This is a genomic window from Salmonella sp. A29-2 (assembly GCF_020150755.1).
Classification (GTDB): Bacteria; Pseudomonadota; Gammaproteobacteria; order Enterobacterales; family Enterobacteriaceae; genus Salmonella; species Salmonella enterica.
In genome coordinates this window covers 4,726,879-4,751,606 of sequence record NZ_CP083731.1, presented here as the reverse complement: position 1 = coordinate 4,751,606, position 24,728 = coordinate 4,726,879, and the positions used below count along the sequence as shown (strand labels likewise).

General features: G+C 52.9%; 28 protein-coding genes and 1 pseudogene. 19 read left to right on the top strand and 10 right to left on the bottom strand.

Translation table 11 applies throughout. The features are described 5' to 3' along the window. The first annotated feature begins 31 nt into the window (after positions 1–31). The 3 genes from K8W53_RS23065 to K8W53_RS23055 all read left to right on the top strand — a co-directional run bounded on the left by K8W53_RS23065 (position 32) and on the right by K8W53_RS23055 (position 1,490). The gene (locus tag K8W53_RS23065) at positions 32–388 is read left to right on the top strand and encodes a hypothetical protein (RefSeq protein WP_000752580.1); all 357 of its coding nucleotides are present in this window, start codon (positions 32–34) and stop codon (positions 386–388) included. A 185-nt stretch (positions 389–573) separates the two neighbouring features. Continuing rightward, a complete protein-coding gene (locus K8W53_RS23060; RefSeq protein ID WP_001747560.1) occupies positions 574–1,116 on the top strand; it encodes an STM3941 family protein in 543 nt (180 codons plus the stop codon). Positions 1,117–1,127: 11 nt separating this feature from the next. Next, on the top strand, positions 1,128–1,490 hold the full coding sequence (locus K8W53_RS23055; protein ID WP_052939535.1) for a hypothetical protein: 363 nt from the start codon (positions 1,128–1,130) through the stop codon (positions 1,488–1,490). 70 nt (positions 1,491–1,560) lie between these two features. On the opposite strand, the gene cyaY is transcribed toward K8W53_RS23055, so the two are convergent. From cyaY to K8W53_RS23035, 4 genes and pseudogenes are all read right to left on the bottom strand, one after another. After that, on the bottom strand, positions 1,561–1,881 hold the full coding sequence (cyaY, locus tag K8W53_RS23050; RefSeq protein ID WP_001651119.1) for an iron donor protein CyaY: 321 nt from the start codon (positions 1,879–1,881) through the stop codon (positions 1,561–1,563). Positions 1,882–1,950: 69 nt separating this feature from the next. Next, positions 1,951–2,340: a DUF3021 family protein gene (locus tag K8W53_RS23045; protein WP_023224229.1), complete on the bottom strand. Its 390-nt coding sequence runs from the start codon at positions 2,338–2,340 to the stop codon at positions 1,951–1,953. Continuing rightward, a pseudogene (locus K8W53_RS23040) lies at positions 2,328–2,630 on the bottom strand (hypothetical protein); the annotation flags it as partial. The gene K8W53_RS23045 and the pseudogene K8W53_RS23040, both read right to left, overlap by 13 nt. Beyond that, positions 2,600–2,851, bottom strand: coding sequence for a hypothetical protein (locus tag K8W53_RS23035; protein WP_023888879.1), 252 nt, complete (start codon positions 2,849–2,851; stop codon positions 2,600–2,602). The pseudogene K8W53_RS23040 and the gene K8W53_RS23035, both read right to left, overlap by 31 nt. Positions 2,852–3,036: 185 nt before the next feature. On the opposite strand from K8W53_RS23035, the gene lptM reads away from it, so the two are divergent. The 8 genes from lptM to corA all read left to right on the top strand — a co-directional run bounded on the left by lptM (position 3,037) and on the right by corA (position 10,140). Further along, positions 3,037–3,240: an LPS translocon maturation chaperone LptM gene (gene lptM / locus K8W53_RS23030; protein ID WP_000799903.1), complete on the top strand. Its 204-nt coding sequence runs from the start codon at positions 3,037–3,039 to the stop codon at positions 3,238–3,240. Positions 3,241–3,276: 36 nt separating this feature from the next. Then, entirely contained in the window at positions 3,277–4,101 is an 825-nt protein-coding gene (dapF, locus tag K8W53_RS23025; RefSeq protein WP_001160671.1) for a diaminopimelate epimerase, read from the top strand. Further along, on the top strand, positions 4,098–4,805 hold the full coding sequence (locus K8W53_RS23020) for a DUF484 domain-containing protein (protein WP_000812763.1): 708 nt from the start codon (positions 4,098–4,100) through the stop codon (positions 4,803–4,805). Before dapF ends, K8W53_RS23020 begins: the two co-directional genes overlap by 4 nt. Next, entirely contained in the window at positions 4,802–5,704 is a 903-nt protein-coding gene (gene xerC, locus K8W53_RS23015) for a tyrosine recombinase XerC (protein ID WP_000132874.1), read from the top strand. Before K8W53_RS23020 ends, xerC begins: the two co-directional genes overlap by 4 nt. Further along, on the top strand, positions 5,704–6,420 hold the full coding sequence (gene yigB, locus K8W53_RS23010; protein WP_023224232.1) for a 5-amino-6-(5-phospho-D-ribitylamino)uracil phosphatase YigB: 717 nt from the start codon (positions 5,704–5,706) through the stop codon (positions 6,418–6,420). Before xerC ends, yigB begins: the two co-directional genes overlap by 1 nt. Positions 6,421–6,555: 135 nt before the next feature. Further along, a complete protein-coding gene (gene uvrD / locus K8W53_RS23005) occupies positions 6,556–8,718 on the top strand; it encodes a DNA helicase II (protein WP_000383436.1) in 2,163 nt (720 codons plus the stop codon). 259 nt (positions 8,719–8,977) lie between these two features. Then, positions 8,978–9,034 carry a YsgD/CorL family protein gene (gene ysgD, locus K8W53_RS23000; protein WP_213083418.1) on the top strand — a complete coding sequence of 19 codons (57 nt, stop codon included), beginning with the start codon at positions 8,978–8,980 and terminating at the stop codon, positions 9,032–9,034. Positions 9,035–9,189: 155 nt separating this feature from the next. Further along, positions 9,190–10,140, top strand: coding sequence for a magnesium/cobalt transporter CorA (gene corA / locus K8W53_RS22995; RefSeq protein ID WP_000947139.1), 951 nt, complete (start codon positions 9,190–9,192; stop codon positions 10,138–10,140). 48 nt (positions 10,141–10,188) lie between these two features. Here the strand turns inward: corA and yigF are convergent, their stop codons facing one another. From yigF to yigI, 4 genes are read right to left on the bottom strand one after another with little or no spacing between them, the layout of a single operon-like run. Next, positions 10,189–10,569 (bottom strand): inner membrane protein YigF, encoded by a 381-nt coding sequence (gene yigF / locus K8W53_RS22990; RefSeq protein WP_000356594.1) that lies wholly within the window; start codon positions 10,567–10,569, stop codon positions 10,189–10,191. Positions 10,570–10,584: 15 nt separating this feature from the next. Then, positions 10,585–11,043 carry a membrane protein gene (locus K8W53_RS22985; RefSeq protein ID WP_001538085.1) on the bottom strand — a complete coding sequence of 153 codons (459 nt, stop codon included), beginning with the start codon at positions 11,041–11,043 and terminating at the stop codon, positions 10,585–10,587. 34 nt (positions 11,044–11,077) lie between these two features. Then, positions 11,078–11,962 carry an EamA family transporter RarD gene (rarD, locus tag K8W53_RS22980; RefSeq protein WP_000339080.1) on the bottom strand — a complete coding sequence of 295 codons (885 nt, stop codon included), beginning with the start codon at positions 11,960–11,962 and terminating at the stop codon, positions 11,078–11,080. 43 nt (positions 11,963–12,005) lie between these two features. Then, positions 12,006–12,473, bottom strand: coding sequence for an acyl-CoA thioesterase YigI (gene yigI / locus K8W53_RS22975; protein WP_001277136.1), 468 nt, complete (start codon positions 12,471–12,473; stop codon positions 12,006–12,008). 164 nt (positions 12,474–12,637) lie between these two features. On the opposite strand from yigI, the gene pldA reads away from it, so the two are divergent. The 3 genes from pldA to rhtC all read left to right on the top strand — a co-directional run bounded on the left by pldA (position 12,638) and on the right by rhtC (position 16,104). After that, positions 12,638–13,507 (top strand): phospholipase A, encoded by an 870-nt coding sequence (gene pldA, locus K8W53_RS22970; RefSeq protein WP_001201692.1) that lies wholly within the window; start codon positions 12,638–12,640, stop codon positions 13,505–13,507. An 83-nt stretch (positions 13,508–13,590) separates the two neighbouring features. After that, the gene (gene recQ, locus K8W53_RS22965; RefSeq protein WP_023224233.1) at positions 13,591–15,420 is read left to right on the top strand and encodes an ATP-dependent DNA helicase RecQ; all 1,830 of its coding nucleotides are present in this window, start codon (positions 13,591–13,593) and stop codon (positions 15,418–15,420) included. A gap of 63 nt (positions 15,421–15,483) precedes the next feature. Then, positions 15,484–16,104, top strand: coding sequence for a threonine export protein RhtC (gene rhtC / locus K8W53_RS22960; RefSeq protein ID WP_000928814.1), 621 nt, complete (start codon positions 15,484–15,486; stop codon positions 16,102–16,104). Positions 16,105–16,143: 39 nt separating this feature from the next. Here the strand turns inward: rhtC and rhtB are convergent, their stop codons facing one another. Further along, complete coding sequence (gene rhtB / locus K8W53_RS22955; protein WP_023224235.1) at positions 16,144–16,764, bottom strand: homoserine/homoserine lactone efflux protein; 621 nt, start codon at positions 16,762–16,764, stop codon at positions 16,144–16,146. Between the two features lie 110 nt (positions 16,765–16,874). Here rhtB and pldB point away from each other — a divergent pair, with 110 nt between their 5' ends. The 3 genes from pldB to K8W53_RS22940 all read left to right on the top strand — a co-directional run bounded on the left by pldB (position 16,875) and on the right by K8W53_RS22940 (position 19,687). Then, the gene (gene pldB, locus K8W53_RS22950; protein ID WP_023203706.1) at positions 16,875–17,891 is read left to right on the top strand and encodes a lysophospholipase L2; all 1,017 of its coding nucleotides are present in this window, start codon (positions 16,875–16,877) and stop codon (positions 17,889–17,891) included. 15 nt (positions 17,892–17,906) lie between these two features. After that, a complete protein-coding gene (yigL, locus tag K8W53_RS22945; protein WP_000285338.1) occupies positions 17,907–18,707 on the top strand; it encodes a sugar/pyridoxal phosphate phosphatase YigL in 801 nt (266 codons plus the stop codon). An 80-nt stretch (positions 18,708–18,787) separates the two neighbouring features. Beyond that, positions 18,788–19,687, top strand: a complete 900-nt coding sequence (locus tag K8W53_RS22940; protein WP_001196254.1) for a carboxylate/amino acid/amine transporter — start codon at positions 18,788–18,790, stop codon at positions 19,685–19,687. Here K8W53_RS22940 and metR read toward each other — a convergent pair. Beyond that, the gene (gene metR / locus K8W53_RS22935; RefSeq protein ID WP_000569786.1) at positions 19,575–20,528 is read right to left on the bottom strand and encodes an HTH-type transcriptional regulator MetR; all 954 of its coding nucleotides are present in this window, start codon (positions 20,526–20,528) and stop codon (positions 19,575–19,577) included. The two genes, K8W53_RS22940 and metR, sit on opposite strands and share 113 nt — an antisense overlap. Positions 20,529–20,776: 248 nt before the next feature. Here metR and metE point away from each other — a divergent pair, with 248 nt between their 5' ends. Together metE and K8W53_RS22925 are read left to right on the top strand one after the other, a co-directional pair. Next, on the top strand, positions 20,777–23,041 hold the full coding sequence (gene metE, locus K8W53_RS22930) for a 5-methyltetrahydropteroyltriglutamate--homocysteine S-methyltransferase (protein WP_023223980.1): 2,265 nt from the start codon (positions 20,777–20,779) through the stop codon (positions 23,039–23,041). 334 nt (positions 23,042–23,375) lie between these two features. Continuing rightward, positions 23,376–24,719, top strand: a complete 1,344-nt coding sequence (locus K8W53_RS22925; RefSeq protein WP_072106073.1) for an anaerobic sulfatase maturase — start codon at positions 23,376–23,378, stop codon at positions 24,717–24,719. Positions 24,720–24,728 lie beyond the last annotated feature (9 nt).

Below are 24,728 nucleotides of genomic sequence, written 5' to 3'. Positions count from 1 at the left end.
TCCGCATTTGGTTTACAGGAGGAGGTTTGAGGTGGCAGATGCGTTCATTTTGTTAGGGATAGTCATGGCGATGGTCAGCCTCGGCTTCATTCTTATAAATAAGTTATTCTGTTTTATATCCGCTGGGTGCCTGCTCTCGCTATGCGCCAGCATGGCCAGTTTTCAACTCTGGGATGCGTCTTACTGGGGGCGATGGGGAAAAGTATGTCCCGGTCTGGAGGATGTGATCATCTCCTGCGACAATTACCATTTTCTCTATGACTTGGGATGGGAATTGTACGGTATCGCCTTTTTGTTCTTTACCGCGTTAATGCTCACATGTGCGGCCATTATTCTTATCAATATGATTATGGCTTTAGAACGATACTGTGCCGGATGGCGGCGCTAACACGCCTTATCCAGCCTACATTCGAAGAATGCTCATTGAGCGGAACAAGGTTTAGACAATATTTTTTCTTATACAATTTATGTAGTAATATCCAGACCGTTCAAAACGCTATCGCGTCTTTCATTGTTTTCGTAAATATGTTTTGAAAAACCATATTAGAAACAAAAGCTCTTTAATGGTTTCTTATGGATGTTTTTATAAAAGGATATTATATGTCAATAAACAACCCTATTCTTATTTACGTGAATAAGAAACGACAAATAAAATTAGCTCTGTTTTATTCAGTGGTAGCTATAGCTCTTATGATGAGCCTCTTTCTAAATTATAGTATTATGCTAAAGATGGTGTGTGTTTTTTTAATACTCCTCATGATAGCAGGCGCAAGTGCTTACTGGTACTCCGCCTTTTCAGGAAAGCCACAGCTAACGTTGAACCAGGAGGGAGTAACATTACACACAACCAGGCTACCAATAGTTTACTGGCATGAAATCGACTATGTTGGTGAGCGTGTTAGCGATAATACGCCTGTGCTGGCCGTTTTTGTCAAAGATGTTGAGCTTTATTGTCAGCGAATTACTAATGAGAAAATGCGTAATAATTTTCTGTCATTATTAAATAAGCATGGAAGTAATCGCGTGATGAATATCTCTCTAAACGATCTCGATTATGATTCAGATGAGTTACAGGATATTTTTAAAATGGCTGTTGCCAGAAACCTGGAACAATAGGGTAGAGATATATGTTTTTTGTTATTACTCACCATATTGATGTGCTGCCTCTGGCAACCCTACCCACACATGAAACATGCCCTTATTGTAATAATCAGGATGTATGGTTGATTATTCGCCAAAAAAGGACCCGTACATGTGGTCTGTCTCAAGCGAGAAAAAGAGATAAGTTTGGTTTAGCGATATGCAATCATTGCAGCAATGAAATCAAGGAAAAACGTTGGTCACCAGCGTTACGTCAACTTTTTACCGAGCAGAAGCCACTATTTAACCTAACCTTTTGGCAACGCTACGGTTTTTGGGTTGGTTGGTTGAGTGTATGGCCCGCGCTGTTTCTGGCAGCCTGGCTGTATTTCACATTTCGGGGTTGGTAATACGACCGCATATCTCGTTAAATATACGCAGGAAAGCGCTATTCTTCTGGCTCTCCTGCGGAATTAAAACTTAGCGAAAACTCACCTTTTCACCCGCTTGCTGCGTCGCCGCCTGCTCCAGCAGCTCCCAGAAGGTTTCGCCGCTGCGATCGCAAATCCACTCGTCACCTTTCAGGTCAAAGTGATAGCCGCCCTGTTTGGTCGCCAGCCATACCTGGTGCAACGGCTCCTGACGGTTAATAATGATCTTACTGCCGTTCTCAAAGCTGAGGGTCAGCACGCCGCCGTTGATTTCGCAGTCGATATCGCTGTCGCCGTCCCAGTTATCGAGGCGTTCTTCAATGGTGAGCCACAGGGCGTCAGCCAGGCGATGAAATTCACTGTCGTTCATTGTTTTATCTCGCTATTGAGTGATAGCGCCAGTATAAGGGGAAGCGTCAGCTTCTGGAACCGATACGAATTACCGTTGTGAGCGGTAAAGGATAAAACTCAGCGGTAGATAAATGACGATAAATAGCGCACTGGTGATAAGTATGACGGACGCGTTAACCGGGAAATGGTTCAGAGCCGACAGCATTGCCACCATCAGCGCGACGCAGCCGCCGCAGAGGAGAAAATGCAACAGGATTAAGGGGGCGCGCGGCTTTGCTTTGATATCCAAAAGAGCGCTAAGCAGACCGAGTACCGCGCTTATCGTCAGGACTCCGGCAGCTTCAACACCGTTTATCGTGCCGTGCATAACGCTTTCAATAATGACGTAAATGCATGAACCGATCCCCACGCCCCGAAGGGCGTTTTTCAGATGTTTATTCAAACGTGCAAAATGGTTTAGCGGCGTCATTTTTGGCATTCCTGCGCCTGCGTTATGATGATGATATCTTTATTGTTGGTGTACATGACGTTCCTATTCAGAATATGCGTCTTATCCGGACAGGAGGATGCTGTTCGGTAAAGCTGGCTGCCAATCCACGTATAAACGTAGCGGTTATCATACGCAAAACGTTCGGTGACTTTTAGCGGCCCATTGATGCTAAAGACCTGAATATCCTGAGCCTGCTGGCTATTATGCATAAAGTAGCCGTGCTCTTTTCCGGCGTTAATTTCCCGGTTCAGGAAGGGGGCTGTGCTATCCAGTTCCAGCCCTGAGTTGCCGGGTTAATCAATGAATTGGGTAACCGACGCAGGCGTTTGAAATTCACCTCCGGCAACAAAAGATTGTTCTCCTCTTCTGGCTGGAGATAAACCACGCCGCTGCCTTGCCGTTGATAAACATTGTGCGGAGGTTCACTCAGCCGGCATCCCCAGGCGGGAGGCAGCAGAAGTGAAAGCGAAAAAAGGCAAAACAAATTACGATATTGCATAAGGTCATCCGGACGTGGTACGTAAACCTGAAGTGATGAGCAAAGCATGTTTCCTGATGTAAATGCGCAATAATCATGGCAACGCGCCGCTTTTCAGATTTTATAAAGAGCCCCTAAACGCTTGCTTTTACGCCTTCTCCTGCGATGATAGAAAATAGAAAGCATGAACTTACAGGCAATCCATAATGAAAAACGTGTTTAAGACACTCGCTGTACTTCTGACTCTGTTCAGCCTGACGGGCTGCGGTTTGAAAGGGCCGCTTTATTTCCCGCCAGCCGATAAAAATGCGCCGCCGCCGACGAAAAAAGTCGATTCGCAAACGCAGTCCACGATGCCCGATAAGAACGATCGCGCAACGGGAGATGGCCCGTCCCAGGTCAATTACTGAGGATAGTTTTCTGTCCCCGCGTGAACGGAGTGAATGATGCAATTCTCTAAAATGCATGGCCTTGGCAACGATTTTATGGTCGTCGACGCGGTAACGCAGAATGTCTTTTTTTCGCCGGAACTGATTCGTCGGCTATCCGACAGACACCTGGGCGTAGGGTTCGATCAGCTGCTGGTGGTTGAGCCGCCCTATGATCCTGAGTTGGACTTTCATTACCGCATCTTCAACGCCGACGGCAGTGAAGTCTCGCAGTGCGGCAATGGCGCGCGCTGTTTCGCGCGATTTGTTCGCCTGAAAGGGCTAACCAATAAACGCGACATTCGGGTCAGTACCGCGAATGGCCGGATGGTATTGAGCGTCACGGAAGATGAACTGGTGCGGGTGAATATGGGGGAACCAAACTTTGAACCCGCGCAGGTGCCTTTTCGCGCCAACAAAGCGGAAAAGACGTATATTATGCGAGCGGCGGAACAGACCATATTGTGCGGCGTGGTTTCAATGGGTAATCCGCACTGTGTCATTCAGGTTGATAACGTCGACACGGCGGCCGTTGAAACACTGGGGCCGGTTCTGGAAAGCCATGAGCGCTTTCCGGAACGCGCCAACATTGGTTTTATGCAGGTTGTAAGACGTGAGCATATCCGGCTGCGAGTCTATGAACGCGGCGCAGGGGAGACCCGCGCGTGCGGTAGCGGCGCGTGCGCTGCCGTTGCCGTGGGGATTCAGCAGGGGCTGCTGGCTGAAGAAGTACGCGTGGAATTACCGGGCGGTCGGCTGGATATCGCCTGGAAAGGTCCGGGTCATCCGTTATACATGACTGGTCCGGCGGCACATATCTACGACGGATTTATCCATTTATGAAGCAACCAGAGGAAGAACTACAGGAAACGCTCACGGAACTGGACGATCGAGCGGTCGTCGATTACCTGCGCCACCACCCTGAGTTTTTTATCCGTAACGCCCATGCCGTGGAAGCGATGCGTGTTCCACATCCCGTGCGGGGAACGGTTTCGCTCGTTGAGTGGCATATGGCCCGCGCGCGTAATCACATCAATGTGCTTGAAGAAAATATGACGCTGCTGATGGAACAGGCTCATGCCAATGAAAGCCTGTTTTATCGCTTGCTGCATCTGCAAAGCCGTCTGGTCGCCGCGGATAGTCTGGATGAGATGCTGGTGCGGTTTCACCGCTGGGCGCGCGATTTGGGGCTTGCCGGCGCGACGCTGCGTTTGTTCCCGGATCGGTGGCGTCTTGGCGCGCCATCGCGCTATACGCATCTGGCTTTAAACCGTCAGGCCTTCGAGCCGCTGCGTATTCAACGACTGGGACAGTCGCAGCATTATCTTGGCCCGCTAAACGGCCCGGAACTGCTGGTGGTCTTGCCGGAGGCGAAGGCTGTAGGCTCGGTAGCCATGTCGATGATGGGCAGCGATGGCGACCTCGGGGTGATTCTCTTCAGCAGCCGTGACCCGCACCACTATCAGCCGGGGCAGGGGACGCAGCTTTTACAGGAGATCGCGCTGATGCTGCCGGAACTGCTGGAACGCTGGATTAAACGCGTATGACGGATGTCGCGCTTTCTCAGGATGTCTCGCGGTTCCTGCGCTATTTAGGCGTGGAGCGCCAGCTTAGCCCCATTACCCTGCTGAACTACCAGCGTCAGCTTGATGCCATTATCGCTTTAGCCGGAGAAACCGGGCTGAAAAGCTGGCAACAATGTGACGCTGCGATTGTGCGCAGTTTTGCGGTGCGCAGTCGGCGCAAAGGGCTTGGCCCTGCCAGTCTGGCGCTACGTCTCTCGGCATTGCGAAGCTTTTTTGACTGGTTAGTCAGTCAGGGCGAATTGAAAGCTAACCCGGCGAAGGGTGTCTCCGCACCGAAAGCGCCGCGTCATCTGCCGAAAAATATTGATGTCGACGACGTTAACCGCCTGCTGGACATCGATCTTAACGATCCGCTCGCCGTACGTGATCGGGCGATGCTGGAGGTCATGTACGGCGCGGGGCTGCGTTTATCCGAACTGGTTGGCCTGGATATAAAGCACCTCGATCTTGATACCGGCGAAGTGTGGGTAATGGGTAAAGGCAGCAAAGAGCGACGCCTGCCGATTGGCCGTAACGCGGTGACGTGGATTGAGCACTGGCTGGATCTGCGCGGCCTGTTCGCCAGCGATGAAGAGGCGTTATTCCTGTCGAAGCTCGGCAAGCGTATCTCCGCGCGCAATGTCCAAAAACGGTTCGCCGAATGGGGCATAAAGCAGGGGCTAAACAGCCACGTGCATCCACATAAGCTGCGCCATTCGTTCGCGACCCATATGCTGGAATCGAGCGGCGATCTGCGCGGCGTGCAAGAGCTGCTGGGTCATGCCAACCTTTCCACCACCCAAATTTATACTCATCTTGATTTTCAACACCTTGCTTCAGTGTACGACGCGGCGCATCCGCGCGCTAAACGGGGGAAATAATGCGTTTTTACCGGACTTTGGGGCGTATTGCCGCGCTCACCTTTGACCTGGATGATACCCTTTATGATAACCGTCCGGTGATTTTGCGTACTGAGCAGGAAGCGCTCGCTTTTATGCAAAATTATCACCCGTCGCTACGTTCGTTTCAAAACGTCGATTTACAGCGGATACGGCAGGCGGTGCGTGAAGCGGAGCCGGAAATCTATCATGACGTTACCCGCTGGCGCCATCGTGCGATAGAGCAGGCCATGCGGGATGCGGGATTATCGGCGCAGGAGGCCATTACCGGTGCGAATGCGGCGATGATGCATTTTGCCAAATGGCGCAGCCAGATTGAGGTTCCGCAGGCTACCCATGAGACGTTACAGCAGCTTGCGAAAAAATGGCCGCTGGTGGCGATCACTAACGGCAACGCCCAGCCGGAACTGTTTGGCCTCGGCGATTACTTTAAGTTTGTACTGCGCGCCGGCCCGGATGGACGTTCCAAGCCGTTTAGCGACATGTATTTCCTGGCGGCGAAAAAGCTGCATGTGCCGATCGGCGAGATCCTGCATGTCGGCGACGATCTGACTACCGATGTGGCTGGCGCTATTCGCTGTGGGATGCAGGCCTGCTGGATTAAACCTGAAAATGCCGACCTGATGCGGACGCAGGACAGCCGTTTACTGCCGCATATCGAAATTTCGCGGTTGGCATCTCTCACCTCGCTGATATAATCACCAGCAGTTCTGTATAAATTCCCAGTTATTCTGGCGGATGGCGCTATGCTTATCCGCCCTACGATAAGTAGCCCCGGTAAGCGAAGCGCCACCGGGCGTTTTTAGTTTTCATGTTTTTACGCGGCGGTGCCAATGGACGTTTCTTACCTGCTCGACAGCCTTAATGATAAACAGCGCGAAGCGGTGGCCGCGCCACGTAGCAACATGCTGGTGCTGGCGGGCGCGGGAAGCGGGAAAACCCGCGTGCTGGTGCACCGTATCGCCTGGTTACTGAGCGTAGAAAACAACTCGCCATACTCCATCATGGCGGTGACCTTTACCAACAAAGCGGCGGCGGAAATGCGCCATCGTATTGGCCAGTTGATGGGGACCAGCCAGGGCGGAATGTGGGTAGGGACGTTCCACGGTCTGGCGCACCGCCTGCTGCGCGCGCATCATATGGACGCTAATTTGCCGCAGGATTTCCAGATTCTCGACAGCGAAGATCAGATGCGTTTGCTTAAACGCCTGATTAAGGCGATGAATCTTGATGAGAAGCAGTGGCCGCCGCGTCAGGCGATGTGGTACATCAATAGCCAGAAAGACGAAGGGCTACGCCCGCACCATATCCAAAGCTATGGCAATCCGGTGGAACAGACCTGGCAGAAGGTGTATCAGGCCTATCAGGAAGCGTGCGATCGCGCTGGTCTGGTGGATTTTGCCGAGCTACTGCTGCGCGCTCATGAACTATGGCTGAACAAGCCGCACATCCTGCAACACTATCGCGAGCGGTTTACTAACATCCTGGTGGACGAATTCCAGGATACCAACAACATTCAGTACGCCTGGGTTCGTCTGCTGGCGGGCGATACCGGTAAGGTGATGATTGTCGGCGACGATGACCAGTCGATCTACGGCTGGCGCGGGGCCCAGGTAGAGAACATCCAGCGCTTCCTCAATGATTTCCCCGGCGCGCAGACCATTCGTCTGGAGCAGAATTACCGCTCGACCAGCAACATCCTTAGCGCGGCGAACGCTCTGATTGAAAACAACAACGGGCGTTTGGGTAAAAAGCTGTGGACTGACGGCGTTGACGGCGAACCGATATCTCTGTACTGCGCTTTCAACGAACTGGATGAAGCGCGCTTTGTGGTTAACCGTATCAAAACTTGGCAGGACAACGGCGGCGCGCTTGCGCAATGCGCCATCCTTTATCGCAGCAACGCCCAGTCGCGCGTGCTGGAAGAAGCGTTATTACAGGCCAGTATGCCGTACCGGATTTACGGCGGGATGCGCTTCTTCGAACGCCAGGAGATCAAAGATGCGCTCTCTTATCTGCGTTTGATTGCCAATCGCAACGATGATGCCGCCTTTGAACGCGTGGTGAATACCCCAACGCGCGGCATCGGCGACCGCACGCTGGACGTGGTGCGCCAGACCTCGCGCGATCGCCAGCTAACATTGTGGCAGGCGTGCCGTGAATTGTTACAGGAAAAAGCCCTGGCCGGGCGTGCGGCCAGCGCGCTACAACGCTTTATGGAACTGATTGACGCTCTGGCGCAGGAAACCGCCGACATGCCGCTGCATGTGCAGACTGACCGGGTGATCAAAGATTCCGGCCTGCGCACCATGTATGAGCAAGAAAAAGGCGAGAAAGGCCAGACGCGCATCGAAAACTTAGAGGAACTGGTGACGGCGACGCGGCAGTTCAGCTACAACGACGAAGATGAAGATTTGATGCCGTTGCAGGCCTTCCTCTCTCACGCGGCGCTGGAAGCGGGCGAGGGGCAGGCGGATACCTGGCAGGATGCGGTACAGCTGATGACGCTGCACTCGGCCAAAGGGCTGGAGTTTCCGCAGGTGTTTATCGTCGGCATGGAAGAGGGCATGTTCCCCAGCCAGATGTCGCTGGATGAGGGCGGGCGTTTGGAAGAGGAGCGTCGTCTGGCCTACGTCGGCGTTACCCGTGCCATGCAGAAACTGACGCTAACCTATGCCGAAACTCGCCGTCTGTATGGTAAAGAGGTCTACCATCGCCCGTCGCGTTTCATCGGCGAGTTGCCGGAGGAGTGCGTGGAAGAGGTCCGTCTGCGCGCCACCGTCAGTCGTCCGGTGAGCCATCAACGAATGGGAACGCCGCTGGCGGAAAACGATACAGGCTACAAACTCGGCCAACGTGTGCGCCATGCGAAGTTCGGCGAGGGAACTATTGTCAACCTGGAGGGCAGCGGCGAGCATAGCCGGTTGCAGGTGGCTTTTCAGGGGCAAGGGATCAAATGGCTGGTTGCCGCGTATGCGAAGCTGGAAACGGTTTGACCGGCTCTCATAGTGCCGGATGGCACCTCTTATCCGGCCTACGCGCTGGCTAACATTTTGATTTGTAGGCCGGATAAGGCGAAGCCGCCATCCGGCGATATAGTGATGTTAATATTCTGAAATCATAGATAAATACTCTCACTCTGCTAACCTTTCTGCATAAGGGGAAATTATTGCTTTTTCGCGTTTCGTTGCGTGTTGACGGCAAATTTTTGCTGGCGTAACATGCGCCCACGATTACGCTAAGAGGACATTCGCCTTGGACACACCCAGTAGATACTGGCTCATTATCCTGTTATCCAGGATCAACTCCTAAGGCTATCCCTTTTTGCTGATAGCCTTAGCGGTTGTCAGCGACCTTTCATTTTTTCCCGTCGCGTTGAGTCAGGCTGTTTAATGGTCTGAAACCCAATTTGTTTCTGTGTGCCCATCTGAACTGTCCGATATTTTTACGCATTGGGAGTCCCGGTCATGCTGAGCGCATTTCAACTGGAAAAAAACCGACTGACCCGGCTGGAAGTCGAGGAGTCACAAAGCCTGATTGATGCCGTATGGGTTGATTTGGTCGAACCGGACGACGACGAGCGATTGCGCGTACAATCTGAGCTGGGCCAGAGTCTGGCGACGCGTCCTGAACTGGAAGATATCGAAGCATCCGCGCGCTTCTTTGAAGACGAAGACGGATTGCATATCCACTCCTTCTTCTTCTTCGAAGATGCGGAAGATCATGCCGGTAACTCTACGGTGGCATTCACTATTCGCGATGGCCGTCTGTTTACGCTGCGTGAACGCGAACTGCCCGCCTTCCGTCTGTATCGTATGCGCGCCCGCAGCCAGGCGATGGTCGACGGTAATGCATACGAATTACTGCTCGATCTGTTCGAAACCAAAATTGAACAGTTAGCGGATGAAATCGAAAACATCTACAGCGATCTGGAAAAACTGAGCCGCGTCATTATGGAAGGGCATCAGGGCGATGAATACGACGAAGCGCTCTCCACGCTGGCGGAACTGGAAGATATCGGCTGGAAGGTACGCCTGTGTCTGATGGATACCCAGCGCGCGCTGAACTTCTTGGTGCGCAAGGCGCGCTTACCGGGCGGGCAGCTGGAGCAGGCGCGTGAGATCCTGCGCGATATCGAATCTCTGCTGCCGCACAATGAATCGCTGTTCCAGAAGGTGAACTTTCTGATGCAGGCGGCGATGGGTTTCATCAACATTGAGCAGAACCGCATTATCAAAATCTTCTCGGTGGTTTCCGTGGTGTTCCTGCCGCCGACGCTGGTCGCTTCCAGCTATGGGATGAACTTCGAGTTTATGCCGGAACTGAAGTGGAGCTTTGGTTATCCGGGCGCGATTATCTTTATGATTCTGGCGGGGCTTGCGCCGTATCTGTACTTTAAGCGCAAGAACTGGTTGTAAAGCATTAAGGCCAGGGTGATTCAGCTGCGGCTGAACCACCCTGAAAAGTTACAGGCTCCAGGTATTGATACCTTTAACCTCTTTTTCATAGAACCACTTATTTGTATTGACGCCGACATAAGCTGCGACAACAAGTCCAAGTATGTTAACGCCGATTAATGCTCCAATAAATATTGCAACGATCCCTAATAAAATAACTATAATTGCTTTTTTCCACAGACCCAGTACAAACAAATAAATCCATGAGAAGAAAAAGGCAATAAAGTTTATTTGAATAGTCAACCGTTGTCGGGGCTTTAATGCTTTAAATGCCTGTTTATATTCTGGGCTTACTTTCCAAAATCCGGGGAAACCATGTTGATCGTAAAATGAAAAACGGTATTTCCATTTTTCAGATAGCGAACCATCATTAATATAATCCTTGTCCATGTAAACTCCATTAAATTACTTGTTGAGTGAATTCGAATCCGGGGGGGCCAGAAGTAGCAGAGAAAAGGTTGCAAAATACCAGATTAGAAAAAGAGGCATACCAAAGCCATCGCAAGCGAAATCTTCAGCAACCATTATCACGAAGGAGGCAATATAGATTACAAGCGTACCCCATACATAGAATTTTATATATTCAAAGCCACTGTCTCTGAATCGCTGACAGTTTAAATTAATGACGAGATAATGTAGTAAAATTGTGAATAAAATTGCCAGTATCACAAAGCTTAAATGTAATAAAACCCCAACCAAAATGGAAAATATTATATTTATTAGCGCGAATGATAATAAATAACGACATCTGGAAACACATCTCTCAGATGAAGGAATAAAAACACTTAACATTAATTTCACATCCATATGTTGGGTTACGTCGTTAGCATGACAATATGCTACCCCCCTTACAAGGGGAGGCATATTTTTTCAGATTATATTTAGAATAATAGTCGCGTTATTTTTTACGCTGCGTATAAATCGCATCCATCACGAAAATCGCCAGCGCGACCCAGATAAACGCAAATGTCACCATCTTATCCGCGCCCGGCACTTCGCCATAAAACGTCACCGCCAGTAAAAACATCAGCGTTGGGCCGATATACTGGAAAAAGCCCAGTGTAGAAAGACGCAGACGCGTAGCCGCTCCGGTGAAGCACAGCAGCGGAATCGTAGTGACCACACCCGCCGCCATTAACAGCAAGTTCAACGATAGTGCGTTTTGCCCCATATGGCTGGTAGGGCTATCGGCGATGCCAAACAGATAAATCGCGGCGACCGGCAACAGCCATAGCGTTTCGACCAGCATACCCGTCTGCGCTTCAACGGCGATCTTCTTACGCACCAGGCCGTAAAACGCAAAACTAAACGCCAGCCCCAGCGCGATAATCGGCAGTGAACCAAACGTCCAGAGTTGCACCAGCACGCCGCACACCGCCAGAATCACCGCCAGCCACTGCATTCGACGGAAGCGTTCGCCAAGAAAAATCATCCCCAGCAAGATGTTAACCAGTGGATTAATGAAATAACCCAGGCTGGCCTCCAGCATATGGTGATTATTTACCGCCCAAATGAATAATAGCCAGTTACCGCCGACCAGTACGGCGGACAGGGCCAGCAGGAAAATCTTCTTTGGCGTTTTCAGTAAGCGCTTCACCTGTCGCCACTGCCGGCTGACGCTAAGCAGCGCCACCATAAAGAAAAATGACCAAATCACGCGGTGCGTCAGGATCTCATCTGCGGGAACGTAATAGATCAGCTTGAAATACGCGGGGGCGATCCCCCAAATAAAATAGGCGGCAAGAGCGAGTAATACGCCCTGCCGTGTTTGTTTTGCGTCCATCCGGAAAACTCGTATCTGAAGTGTAACAACAGTTTACCTGCTTTTATCCCACCATATAAGTAGCGGTGGCGCTGGCGATGTACAGCTGATCTTCATTGTGTAATTCCACGCGGGCGACGGCCACTTTATTCCCTGCGCGCAGCAGGCTACTGGTGGCCGTAAAGCGGTTGCCTCTGCCCGGACGCAGGTAATCGACGCGCAGGTCAATCGTTCCCATCCGCGACAGGCGCTGGCGTAGTTCATCTTCGCTGATGGTTTCGTGGCGAGTTAGCGTGCTGCCGACGCATACCAGTCCGGCGGCGACATCCAGCGCAGAGGCGATCACGCCGCCGTGTAAAATGCTTTGCGCCCAGTTGCCGACCATCATCGGCTGGTTGTTGAAGGCCAGTTGGGCGAACGCTTTTTCATAGCGTTCCAGCTCCAGCCCTAACGCCCGATTAAACGGCATGTGGTAGACAAACATTTCACCCACTAATTTCAGAGCTTGTTCAGCGGTAAGTACAGCGGACATAGATTCCTGACACCTCATTGGTTAATGAAATGTTGATATTATGCTTCTTAATTGTTGTTTTCTACTTTAAGAAGGGATAACTAACGGCTATGTGTGTAAATATGTAAAAATGGTTGGCAGAGAATGATTCAAGCTGAAAATACTTCGTCAGGAGAACGTCAAGAATGCGGGCGATTTTGAGAGGGTTGTTGCCAGCCACGCTACTGCCATTAGCGGCATATGCACAAGAAGCTACGATAAAAGAGGTTCATGATGCGCCTGCAGTACGGGGAAGTATCATCGCTAACATGCTACAGGAGCATGATAACCCTTTTACGCTTTACCCCTATGACACGAACTACTTGATCTACACGAACACCAGCGATCTGAACAAAGAGGCCATAAGTACCTACAACTGGTCTGAAAACGCACGTAAAGATGAAGTGAAATTTCAGTTGAGCCTGGCGTTTCCGCTGTGGCGCGGAATACTGGGGCCGAACTCGGTACTGGGCGCTTCCTATACGCAGAAATCCTGGTGGCAGCTTTCCAACAGTAAAGAGTCTTCGCCGTTTCGCGAAACCAACTACGAACCGCAGCTTTTTCTTGGTTTTGCTACCGATTATCGCTTTGCCGGCTGGACGCTGCGCGACGTAGAGATGGGCTACAACCATGACTCTAACGGACGTTCGGACCCCACCTCGCGTAGCTGGAACCGTCTGTATACCCGTCTGATGGCCGAAAACGGTAACTGGCTGGTAGAGGTCAAACCGTGGTACGTGATTGGCAGTACCGACGATAATCCGGACATCACCAAATATATGGGTTATTACCAGCTTAAAATCGGTTATCACCTGGGCGAGGCGGTATTAAGCGCCAAAGGCCAGTACAACTGGAATACAGGCTACGGCGGCGCGGAAGTTGGATTAAGCTATCCGGTCACTAAACATGTCCGGCTTTATACCCAGGTGTACAGCGGCTATGGCGAATCGCTGATCGACTATAATTTTAATCAGACACGTGTCGGCGTCGGCGTGATGCTTAACGATATCTTCTGATTGGATCGTGTTTTAAACATTGCAGTTTCTCTCGCAGGCGCTGAAAATAGCGCCTGTTTTGATTTATGGTGAACGGGGTTAATGTGGCGCAGGCGGAAGTGTTGAATCTGGAATCAGGGGCCAAACAGGTTTTGCAGGAAACCTTTGGCTACCAACAGTTTCGCCCGGGCCAGGAAGCGATTATTGATACTGCGCTCTCCGGTCGCGACTGTCTGGTCGTCATGCCCACCGGCGGCGGCAAATCTCTGTGCTATCAAATCCCGGCGTTGTTGCTGGACGGATTGACCGTCGTCGTTTCGCCCCTGATCTCGTTGATGAAAGACCAGGTCGATCAGCTACTGGCGAACGGGGTGGCGGCGGCGTGCCTGAACTCTACTCAAAGCCGCGAGCAGCAGCTTGAGGTGATGGCGGGGTGCCGTACCGGACAGATTCGTCTGCTGTATATTGCGCCGGAACGTCTGATGCTGGACAACTTTCTTGATCATCTGGCGCACTGGAATCCGGTATTGCTGGCGGTGGATGAAGCGCACTGTATCTCGCAATGGGGACATGATTTCCGTCCGGAATATGCGGCTCTCGGTCAGCTTCGCCAGCGTTTTCCCGCTTTGCCGTTTATGGCATTGACCGCCACCGCCGACGACACCACGCGCCAGGATATTATTCGTCTGCTTGGGCTTAACGATCCGTTAATCCAGATCAGTAGCTTTGACCGACCGAATATCCGCTACATGCTGATGGAGAAGTTTAAGCCGCTCGACCAGCTAATGCGCTATGTTCAGGAGCAACGCGGCAAATCGGGTATCATCTACTGCAACAGTCGGGCGAAAGTGGAAGATACCGCCGCGCGCTTGCAAAGTCGTGGCATTAGCGCGGCGGCCTATCATGCGGGGCTGGAAAACGCTATTCGCGCCGATGTGCAGGAAAAATTTCAGCGCGACGATCTGCAAATCGTGGTGGCGACCGTCGCTTTTGGAATGGGCATAAACAAACCTAACGTACGTTTCGTCGTGCATTTCGATATCCCGCGCAATATTGAATCCTACTATCAGGAAACGGGCCGCGCCGGGCGCGACGGACTGCCTGCGGAAGCCATGCTATTTTACGATCCGGCTGACATGGCCTGGCTGCGTCGTTGTCTGGAAGAGAAACCAGCCGGACAGCTTCAGGATATTGAACGGCATAAACTGAATGCGATGGGCGCTTTTGCCGAAGCGCAAACCTGCCGCCGCCTGGTATTGCTTAATTACTTTGGCGAAGGCCGACAAGAACCGTGCGGCAACTGCGATATCTGTCTTGATCCGCCCAAACAATATGATGGCTTAAACGATGCCCAGATTGCGCTTTCTACCATTGGTCGGGTTAACCAGCGTTTTGGCATGGGCTACGTTGTCGAGGTGATCCGCGGCGCGAATAACCAACGCATCCGCGATTTCGGTCATGACAAACTCAAGGTTTATGGCATGGGGCGCGAAAAGAGCCATGAGCACTGGGTGAGCGTGATTCGCCAGCTCATTCATCTGGGGCTGGTAATGCAAAATATTGCGCAGCACTCTGCATTACAGTTGACGGATGCCGCGCGTCCGGTACTCCGTGGAGACGTTCCGCTAAATCTTGCGGTGCCGCGCATTGTCGCCCTCAAACCCCGCGTGATGCAGAAATCGTTCGGCGGTAATTACGATCGCAAATTGTTCGCTAAGTTGCGCAAGCTGCGTAAAGCTATCGCTGATGAAGAGAATATCCCGCCGTATGTGGTCTTTAACGACGCCACGTTGATAGAAATGGCGGAACAGATGCCGGTTTCCGCCAGCGAGATGTTAAGCGTTAACGGGGTTGGGATGCGCAAACTGGAGCGCTTCGGGAAAGAATTCATGGCGCTCATCCGCGCGCATGTCGATGGTGATGACGAAGAGTAGTCAGCCCGGCAAAAAAGTGCCAGGATGGTGACTCACTGAACTATTTCCCCGCGAGCCATTTTTATGTTGATGCTATTTTTCACCGTGGCAATGGTGCACATCGTTGCGCTAATGAGTCCCGGCCCCGACTTTTTCTTCGTGTCTCAAACTGCTGTCAGCCGTTCGCGTAAAGAAGCGATGATGGGCGTACTGGGCATCACCTGCGGCGTGATGGTATGGGCGGGCGTGGCGCTGCTTGGCCTGCATCTCATCATCGAAAAAATGGCCTGGCTGCATACGATCATTATGGTAGGTGGTGGCCTGTACCTGTGCTGGATGGGCTATCAGATGCTGCGCGGCGCGCTGAAAAAACAGGATGCGGCGGCGTCTTCTCCGCACATTGAACTGGCGCAGAGCGGGCGCAGCTTTCTCAAAGGGCTGCTGACCAATCTGTCGAATCCGAAAGCGATTATCTATTTTGGTTCCGTTTTTTCACTGTTTGTCGGCGATAACGTCGGCGCTGCGGCGCGCTGGGGTATTTTCGCGTTAATCACCCTGGAAACGCTGGCCTGGTTTACCGTAGTCGCCAGCCTGTTCGCGCTGCCGAAAATGCGCCGCGGCTATCAGCGTCTGGCGAAATGGATTGATGGCTTTGCCGGCGCTCTGTTTGCGGGCTTTGGTATTCACCTGATTATTTCGCGCTAATTTACCTCCGGGCCGGATAAACATCATCCGGCACGACTATCACGCGTGTCTTGCCGACGCCAGGAGCGCGCCTACCAGCATAAACAACGAACCAAACGCTTTATTCAGCGCCTTCATCTGCTTTGGTCCTTTAATCCAGGCGGCAATGCGCTGCGCCAGCGTGGCGTAACCGGTCATCACAATCATATCCACCACAATCGTAGTGACGCCGAGAATGAGGTACTGCGCCAGTTGCGGTTGCTGCGGTATGATGAATTGCGGAAACAGGGCGGCAAGAAAGACAATACTTTTGGGATTGGTTAGATTGACAAATATCGCCCGTTTGAACAGCCGACCCCGCGATTGCGTCTGGGCGAGAGTATGCAGATCGATAGCGCCTGCGGCGCGCCATTGCTGGATACCCAGCCAGATAAGATAAGCCGCGCCAGCCCATTTCAGAATTTCAAAAGCGAGGAGCGAGCGCGAAAAGAGCGTACCCAGTCCGACGCCCACCAGTACGATATGTATCCCCAGTCCGGTCTGGAGTCCGGCGATAGAAGCCGCTGCGCCACGATATCCATGGTTGATAGACGTCGTCATGGTATTGATGGCGCCTGAACCCGGAGAAAGACTCAGCAGAGTTGAGGTCAGTAGATAGGCGAACCACCATTCAAAGGTCATGCGAAACTCCCTGGTTGTCTGTTTTTGTGCCACAATACGCTACTGCCGCTGTGTTGTGTCAGGCACGACGCAAAAAACGATTTTACCTGGTAAACGAGGCCGAAAACCCGATGTTTCAGCAGCAAAATGACTGGGAAACAAGAGAAAATGCGTTTGCCGCTTTTGCTATGGGGCCGCTGACCGATTTCTGGCGTCAGCGGGAAGAGGCGGAGTTTATCGGCGTGGGTAACATTCCGGTGCGCTTTGTCCGTTTTCGGAATGATTCTAACGATCGGACGATCGTCATTTGTCCTGGCCGCATTGAGAGTTATGTAAAATACGCTGAACTGGCGTATGACCTTTTTCATCTCGGTTTTGATATCTTCATCATCGACCACCGTGGTCAAGGGCGCTCCGGGCGGATGTTATCGGACCCGCATCGGGGCCACGTTGATCATTTTAACGATTATGTTGAGGACTTAGCGGCGTTCTGGCAGCAGGAAATTGAGCCGGGGCCGTGGCGTAAGCGTTATATCCTGGCGCACTCAATGGGGGGCGCGATAGCCACCCTGTTCCTGCAACGCCATCGTGTGCGGTGCGACGCTATTGCGCTCACCGCGCCGATGTTTGGTATTGTGATACGCTTGCCTTCCTTTGTGGTGCGCCATATTCTCGACTGGGCCGAGGGGCACCAGCGTATCCGTGAAGATTACGCTATTGGTACCGGTCAGTGGCGGGCGTTGCCGTTTGGGATGAATGCGCTGACCCACAGCCGCCAGCGTTATCAGCGCAACTTACGATTTTATGCCGACGAGCCGCAGCTGCGCGTTGGCGGCCCCACCTGGCATTGGGTACGCGAAGGCATTCTGGCGGGTGAGCAGGTTCTGGCTGGGGCGAGCGATGACACGACGTCTACGCTACTGATTCAGGCGGAAGAAGAGCGGGTAGTGGATAACCGCACCCACGATCGTTTTTGTGAAATTCGCGCCGCGGCGGGATACCCTTGTGAAGGGGGAAAACCGCTGGTTATCAAAGGCGCGTACCATGAGATCCTTTTTGAAAAGGACGCCATGCGCTCAGTCGCGCTTAACGCCATTGTTGAATTTTTCAACAAGCCTAATTTATCCAGCGGAAATCGCTTTGCTTAGAGGTTAAATTTTATTATGTATCAGGTTGTTGCGTCTGATTTAGATGGCACGCTGCTCTCCCCCGACCATACGTTGTCCCCTTATGCCAAAGAGACTCTGAAGCTGTTGACCGCACGCGGCATCCATTTTGTCTTTGCCACTGGTCGTCATCATGTCGATGTAGGGCAAATCCGCGATAATCTTGAAATCAAGTCTTACATGATCACCTCCAACGGCGCGCGAGTGCACGATACCGACGGGAATTTGGTTTTTACGCATAATCTGGACAGCGACATTGCCAGCGACCTGTTCGGGGTGGTGAATGCGAACCCGGACATCGTGACTAACGTTTATCGCGACGACGAATGGTTTATGAATCGTCATCGCCCCGATGAAATGCGTTTTTTCAAAGAGGCGGTATTTAACTACTCGTTGTTTGAGCCTGCGCTGCTGGAGCCGGAGGGCGTCAGCAAAGTGTTTTTCACCAGCGACACTCATGAAAAGTTGTTGCCGCTGGAGCAGGCGATTAACGCGCGCTGGGGCGATCGGGTAAACGTGAGCTTCTCCACGCTAACCTGTCTGGAAGTGATGGCGGGCGGAGTGTCGAAAGGTCATGCGCTGGAAGCGGTCGCTCAGGCGATGGGGTACAGTCTGAAAGAGTGTATCGCCTTTGGCGACGGAATGAACGACGCTGAAATGCTCACGATGGCGGGCAAAGGCTGCATCATGGGCAATGCGCACCAGCGTCTGAAAGACCTGTATCCCGAACTTGAGGTGATCGGCATCAACGCGGATAACGCCGTGCCGCATTACCTGCGCGATCTTTTCTTACGCTGATGTGATTGTTTGTTAGTTGACCAGTTGTCAACTTCACTCTCCGCTACAATGGGTGTTCCCTGTTTTAAGAGACATCCATTGTGGCGCTACTCATCATTACCACTATCCTGTGGGCTTTCTCCTTTAGTCTATTTGGCGAGTATCTTGCCGGGCATGTCGATAGCTATTTCGCGGTGTTGATACGCGTTGGGCTGGCGGCGCTCGTTTTTCTGCCGTTTTTGCGTTCTCGCGGGCACAACCTAAAAACCATCAGCCTGTATATGCTGGTGGGGGCGATGCAGCTTGGCATCATGTATATGTTGAGCTTCCATGCTTACCTCTACCTGACCGTATCCGAACTGCTGCTGTTTACCGTTCTGACGCCGCTCTATATCACGCTGATTTACGATGTGATGAGTCAGCGTCGTTTGCGCTGGGGCTATGCATTTAGCGCGTTGCTGGCGGTGATTGGCGCCGGGATTATTCGCTACGATCGCGTGACCGACCATTTTTGGGTCGGTTTGCTCCTGGTGCAGCTTTCTAATATCAGTTTCGCTATCGGAATGGTGGGGTATAAACGTCTGATGGAGACCCGTCCCATGCCGCAGCACAACGCCTTTGCGTGGTTCTATCTGGGGGCGTTTTTGGTGGCGGCGGTGGCGTGGTCGCTGTTGGGGAACGCGCAAAAGCTGCCGGAAACCACGCTGCAATGGAGCATTCTGGTGTTTCTCGGCGTGGTGGCGTCCGGCATTGGCTACTTTATGTGGAACTATGGCGCTACCCAGGTAGATGCCGGGACGCTGGGTATCATGAATAATATGCATGTTCCCGCAGGACTACTGGTTAATCTTGCCATCTGGCATCAGCAGCCCCACTGGCCAAGCTTTATTACAGGCGCGGCTGTGATCCTGGCTTCGCTGTGGGTGCATCGAAAATGGGTCGCTCCGCGCTCCGCACAAACGGCAGATGATCGCAGGCGTGATCCCGCGTCGAGCGAATAAACGCCTCGGTCACCGCCTGACGCTGGTCGCCGTCGCGCACGGCGGCATACAGGCGGCTCCACAGACCATCGCCCAGGGTTTTGGTCACCACCAGACCCTGGCGCTCAACGCTTTCCACCACCCAGTGCGGCAGGGCGGCAATGCCCATTCTGGCCGCCACCATCTGAATCAGCAGTAGCGTATTATCCACGCTTTTCAGCAGCGGACTGATACCCGCCGGTTGCAGGAAATGTCGCCAGACATCCAGTCGGCTGCGCTGCACCGGGTAAATCAACAGCGTTTCGCTGGCTAAATCTTCCGGCGTAATCTGCGTTTTGCTAGCCAGCGGATGGTCGGGCGCCAGCACCAGTCGGACTTCAAAATCAAACATCGGCGAATAATGCAGCCCGCTGCGCGGCAAAATATCCGATGTCATCACCAAATCCAGCTCGCCTTGTTGCAAGGCCGGTTGCGGATCAAAAGTGACGCCGGATGTGAAATCCATTTCTACCTGCGGCCAGCTTGCACGGAAGTTTTCCAGCGCCGGGGTCAGCCACTGAATACAGCTATGACATTCAATAGCGATGCGCAGACGAGTTTGCTGCGGTTCGTTGCACGCCTGCAGCGCACGGCTGATTTGCGGCAGCACCTGGTTTGCCAGTTGCAGCAGAACTTCCCCCTGCGGCGTAAAGCGCAGCGGCTGGCTTTTACGCACGAACAGGCGGAAGCCAAGGCGTTGTTCCAGATCGCTGAACTGATGAGACAGAGCGGATTGAGTCTGGTGCAGCACCGCAGCAGCAGCAGCCAGCGATCCACTATTCCGCAATGCCTGGAGTGTTTTCAGATGTTTAATTTCGATCATGAAAGTCCTTCACTTCGCCATGAACAAATTGCGCTTGAGGAATATACAGTACCTTTACATTATGGATGTGTAAACATCCAGACGTCTAAAACTCGTCATATTTCGACTTGCAGATGCGTTGGCTTCCTTGCTTACCCCAGTCACTTACTTCAGTAAGCTCCTGGGGATGCGCTGTGTCGCCGCCTTCCTGCAAGCCGAACTATTTAGAGTTTTACTTTCAGATTCAATAAAATAAGAGAGGAAGTAAAATGACAATATTGACTCATACCCTCGGTTTTCCTCGCGTTGGCCTGCGTCGCGAGTTGAAAAAAGCGCAAGAGAGCTACTGGGCGGGGAACTCAACGCGTGAAGCGTTACTGGCGGTGGGGCGCGAACTGCGCGCGCGTCACTGGGAACAGCAGAAACAAGCGGGTATTGACCTGTTACCGGTAGGCGACTTTGCCTGGTACGACCATGTTCTGACCACCAGCCTGCTGTTAGGCAATGTGCCGGCTCGTCATCAGAACAATGACGGTTCCGTGGACATCGACACTCTGTTCCGCATTGGCCGCGGTCGCGCGCCAACCGGCGAACCGGCGGCGGCAGCGGAAATGACCAAATGGTTTAATACTAACTATCACTACATAGTACCGGAGTTCAGCAAAGGCCAGCAGTTCAGACTCACCTGGACCCAGTTGCTGGAGGAAGTGGACGAAGCGCTGGCGCTGGGGCATAAGATCAAACCCGTACTGCTGGGGCCTGTCACGTATCTGTGGCTGGGTAAAGTGAAAGGCGAGCCGTTTGACCGCCTGACGTTGCTGAAAGACATTTTGCCGGTGTATCAGCACGTGCTGGCTGAACTGGCGAAGCGTGGTGTTGAGTGGGTCCAAATTGATGAGCCAGCGCTGGTGCTGGAACTGCCGCAGGCGTGGCTGGATGCCTTCAAACCGGCTTACGACGCGCTCGCCGGCCAGGTGAAGCTGTTGCTGACGACCTATTTTGAAGGCGTGACGCCAAACCTGGACACTATTATCGCGCTACCGGTACAGGGGCTACATGTTGACCTCATTCATGGCAAAGATGATGTAGCGGAACTGCATCAACGTCTGCCGGTCGACTGGCTGCTTTCCGCAGGCTTGATTAACGGGCGTAATGTCTGGCGCGCCGATTTGACCGAAAAATACGCGCAGATTAACGCCATTGTGGGCAAACGCGCGCTGTGGGTAGCATCCTCCTGCTCTTTGCTGCACAGCCCGATCGATCTCAGCGTCGAAACGCGTCTGGATACGGAAGTTAAAAGCTGGTTTGCCTTTGCGCTGCAAAAATGCGGTGAACTGGCGTTGCTGCGCGATGCGCTGAACAGCGGCGAAACGGCGGCGCTTGAGGAATGGAGCGCACCGATTCAGGCTCGTCGTCACTCCCGCCGCGTACATAATGCCGCGGTAGAAAAACGCCTGGCGGCGATCACCGCGCAGGACAGCCAGCGTGAGAATCCGTATGAGGTGCGCGCTGAAGCGCAACGCGCCCGCTTTAAACTTCCCGCCTGGCCGACGACGACTATCGGTTCGTTTCCGCAAACCACGGAAATTCGCGGCCTGCGTCTGGACTTCAAAAAGGGCAACCTCGACGCGAATAACTACCGCACCGGCATCGCCGAACATATCAAACAGGCTATCATCGAGCAGGAGCGTTTAGGGCTGGATGTGCTGGTACACGGCGAAGCCGAGCGAAACGACATGGTGGAATACTTCGGCGAGCATCTGGACGGCTTCGTCTTTACCCAGAATGGTTGGGTGCAAAGCTATGGCTCCCGCTGTGTGAAACCGCCGGTAGTGATTGGCGATATCAGCCGTCCGGCACCGATTACCGTGGAGTGGGCGAAATATGCCCAGTCGCTGACCGACAAGCCGGTAAAAGGGATGTTGACCGGCCCGGTGACTATTCTTTGCTGGTCATTCCCCCGCGAAGACGTGACCCGCGAAACGATTGCGAAACAGATTGCGCTGGCGCTGCGTGATGAAGTCGCGGATCTGGAGGCGGCGGGGATTGGGATTATTCAGATCGACGAACCGGCGCTGCGCGAAGGTCTACCGCTGCGTCGCAGCGACTGGGACGCCTATCTGGAATGGGGTGTGGAAGCCTTCCGCATCAACGCGGCGGTGGCGAAGGATGAAACCCAGATCCACACCCACATGTGTTACTGCGAGTTCAACGACATTATGGATTCGATCGCCGCGCTGGATGCGGATGTGATCACCATTGAGACCTCCCGCTCGGATATGGAGTTGCTGGAGTCGTTCGAAGCGTTCGACTACCCGAACGAAATCGGGCCGGGCGTGTACGATATTCACTCGCCGAACGTGCCGAGCGTCGAGTGGATTGAAGCCCTGCTGAAGAAGGCGGCACAGCGTATTCCGGCACAACGCCTGTGGGTGAATCCGGACTGCGGTCTGAAAACTCGCGGTTGGCCGGAAACCCGCGCGGCGTTAGCGAACATGGTCAAAGCGGCGCACAATCTGCGTCAGGCGAAATAACCCATCCTGGCCGCTGAGTTTATCCGGCAGCAATGCGGCGCTACCCTTTGACGGGTAGCGCCCGTGTCTGACCTGATTAACAGCGCCTCTTTCTTCTCATTTCCCTTTTTCTTATTTTCCGCGCTGTCTTTTTCAGGATCTGGCTATTTGGCGATCTTGATAATAAAAAGGTTCTCCGTATGAATGACAACCAGGCGGATAGCGTCCCCGGAAGCAGCGCGGCGGCTTTTATTGCCTCGCAGATCGTTTTTCTTGTCATGATCGCCCAGCGCTCTCATAGCACAAAACGAGGTTTTCCATTCTGTTATGTTCCCTGGCGACGATAAACGTCGCATTGTCTCATGGCGTTGGTGAACCTTATTTTTTAACGGAGATGTCTGACATGGCGGTAGCAGGTTGTCACGTAATGGCCAAACCCGGCGGCGCGATCTGCAATATTGATTGCACATATTGCTTCTATCTTGAAAAAGAGGCGCTGTACCCGGAACGCAATAAAAACTGGCGGATGTCGGACGAGACGCTGGAACAGTTTATACGCCAGCATATTGCCGCGCAGAGTGGCGACCGCATTGACTTTGCCTGGCAGGGCGGCGAACCGACCATGATGGGGCTACCGTTTTTCCGCCGGGTTGTCGCATTATGTGAAAAGTACGGCGATGGGCGAAAAATCACTCATGCGTTGCAGACGAATGGCATCCTGGTGAATGACGAGTGGGCGCGCTTTTTCGCTGAACAGCATTTTCTCATCGGTCTCTCTATCGACGGCCCGGCGTCGTTACACAACCACTATCGGCTTAATCGCGCTGGAAAAGGAACTCATGAACAGGTCGTCGCAGCAATGGCGCGGCTTAAAGCGCACCATGTCGACTTTAATACCTTAACCGTCGTGGGAAAACATAACGTCGGTCATGCAGCAGACGTCTACGAATTTCTTCTGGCGGCGGGATCGCGTTTTATTCAGTTTATCCCGCTGGTAGAGCGAATGAGCACCGATAACTCATCGGTACTTAATCTGGTGATGCCCGGCGAAAGCGCGGCGACGCTGGCGCCATGGACGGTACCGTCGTGGCAATATGGCGAATTTCTCAACCAGATCTTTGATATCTGGGTTCGTCGCGACGTAGACCGCGTCTATGTGCAGATGTTTGACGTGGCGTTAGCCGCCTGGACGGCGCAGCAGCCGGTACTGTGTGTACATTCCGAGACTTGTGGACATGCCTTCGCGTTGGAGTCGAACGGCGATCTCTACAACTGCGACCACTTCGTCTACCCGGAGCATCTGCTGGGAAATATCCACCAGCACAGCATCAAAGCCTTAAATAATAGCGAGCGGGCTATTGCGTTTGGCGAAGCCAAGCGGGAGACCCTGACCGCCGATTGTCGTCGCTGTGACTACCGCTTTGCGTGTCATGGCGGCTGTCCGAAGCATCGCTTTGCCGTCTCGCCGTCCGGTCATCCTGCGCATAATTACTTGTGTGCGGGCTATAAGCATTTTTTCCAGCACGTTACGCCGTATATGAATGTCTGGCGGGAGCTGCTGACGCAAGGCTATCCGATGGCATCGATCATGCGCTGGCTGGCGCAGGACGCGCGTAAAGACACAGGAGCCGTCAGTCGTAACCATCTCTGTCCCTGCGGCAGCGGCAAAAAATATAAAAAATGCTGTGGTAAAGCATAGCTAACGTGG

Excerpts from the sequence above, each read along its gene's own strand:
- K8W53_RS23060 (WP_001747560.1), top strand. The coding sequence starts at position 574 with ATGGATGTTTTTATAAAAGGATATTATATGTCAATAAACAACCCTATT.
- K8W53_RS23055 (WP_052939535.1), top strand. The coding sequence starts at position 1,128 with ATGTTTTTTGTTATTACTCACCATATTGATGTGCTGCCTCTGGCAACC.
- cyaY (WP_001651119.1), bottom strand. The coding sequence starts at position 1,881 with ATGAACGACAGTGAATTTCATCGCCTGGCTGACGCCCTGTGGCTCACC.
- K8W53_RS23045 (WP_023224229.1), bottom strand. The coding sequence starts at position 2,340 with ATGCCAAAAATGACGCCGCTAAACCATTTTGCACGTTTGAATAAACAT.
- K8W53_RS23035 (WP_023888879.1), bottom strand. The coding sequence starts at position 2,851 with ATGCAATATCGTAATTTGTTTTGCCTTTTTTCGCTTTCACTTCTGCTG.
- lptM (WP_000799903.1), top strand. The coding sequence starts at position 3,037 with ATGAAAAACGTGTTTAAGACACTCGCTGTACTTCTGACTCTGTTCAGC.
- dapF (WP_001160671.1), top strand. The coding sequence starts at position 3,277 with ATGCAATTCTCTAAAATGCATGGCCTTGGCAACGATTTTATGGTCGTC.
- K8W53_RS23020 (WP_000812763.1), top strand. The coding sequence starts at position 4,098 with ATGAAGCAACCAGAGGAAGAACTACAGGAAACGCTCACGGAACTGGAC.
- xerC (WP_000132874.1), top strand. The coding sequence starts at position 4,802 with ATGACGGATGTCGCGCTTTCTCAGGATGTCTCGCGGTTCCTGCGCTAT.
- yigB (WP_023224232.1), top strand. The coding sequence starts at position 5,704 with ATGCGTTTTTACCGGACTTTGGGGCGTATTGCCGCGCTCACCTTTGAC.
- uvrD (WP_000383436.1), top strand. The coding sequence starts at position 6,556 with ATGGACGTTTCTTACCTGCTCGACAGCCTTAATGATAAACAGCGCGAA.
- corA (WP_000947139.1), top strand. The coding sequence starts at position 9,190 with ATGCTGAGCGCATTTCAACTGGAAAAAAACCGACTGACCCGGCTGGAA.
- yigF (WP_000356594.1), bottom strand. The coding sequence starts at position 10,569 with ATGGACAAGGATTATATTAATGATGGTTCGCTATCTGAAAAATGGAAA.
- K8W53_RS22985 (WP_001538085.1), bottom strand. The coding sequence starts at position 11,043 with ATGCCTCCCCTTGTAAGGGGGGTAGCATATTGTCATGCTAACGACGTA.
- rarD (WP_000339080.1), bottom strand. The coding sequence starts at position 11,962 with ATGGACGCAAAACAAACACGGCAGGGCGTATTACTCGCTCTTGCCGCC.
- yigI (WP_001277136.1), bottom strand. The coding sequence starts at position 12,473 with ATGTCCGCTGTACTTACCGCTGAACAAGCTCTGAAATTAGTGGGTGAA.
- pldA (WP_001201692.1), top strand. The coding sequence starts at position 12,638 with ATGCGGGCGATTTTGAGAGGGTTGTTGCCAGCCACGCTACTGCCATTA.
- rhtC (WP_000928814.1), top strand. The coding sequence starts at position 15,484 with ATGTTGATGCTATTTTTCACCGTGGCAATGGTGCACATCGTTGCGCTA.
- rhtB (WP_023224235.1), bottom strand. The coding sequence starts at position 16,764 with ATGACCTTTGAATGGTGGTTCGCCTATCTACTGACCTCAACTCTGCTG.
- pldB (WP_023203706.1), top strand. The coding sequence starts at position 16,875 with ATGTTTCAGCAGCAAAATGACTGGGAAACAAGAGAAAATGCGTTTGCC.
- yigL (WP_000285338.1), top strand. The coding sequence starts at position 17,907 with ATGTATCAGGTTGTTGCGTCTGATTTAGATGGCACGCTGCTCTCCCCC.
- metR (WP_000569786.1), bottom strand. The coding sequence starts at position 20,528 with ATGATCGAAATTAAACATCTGAAAACACTCCAGGCATTGCGGAATAGT.
- metE (WP_023223980.1), top strand. The coding sequence starts at position 20,777 with ATGACAATATTGACTCATACCCTCGGTTTTCCTCGCGTTGGCCTGCGT.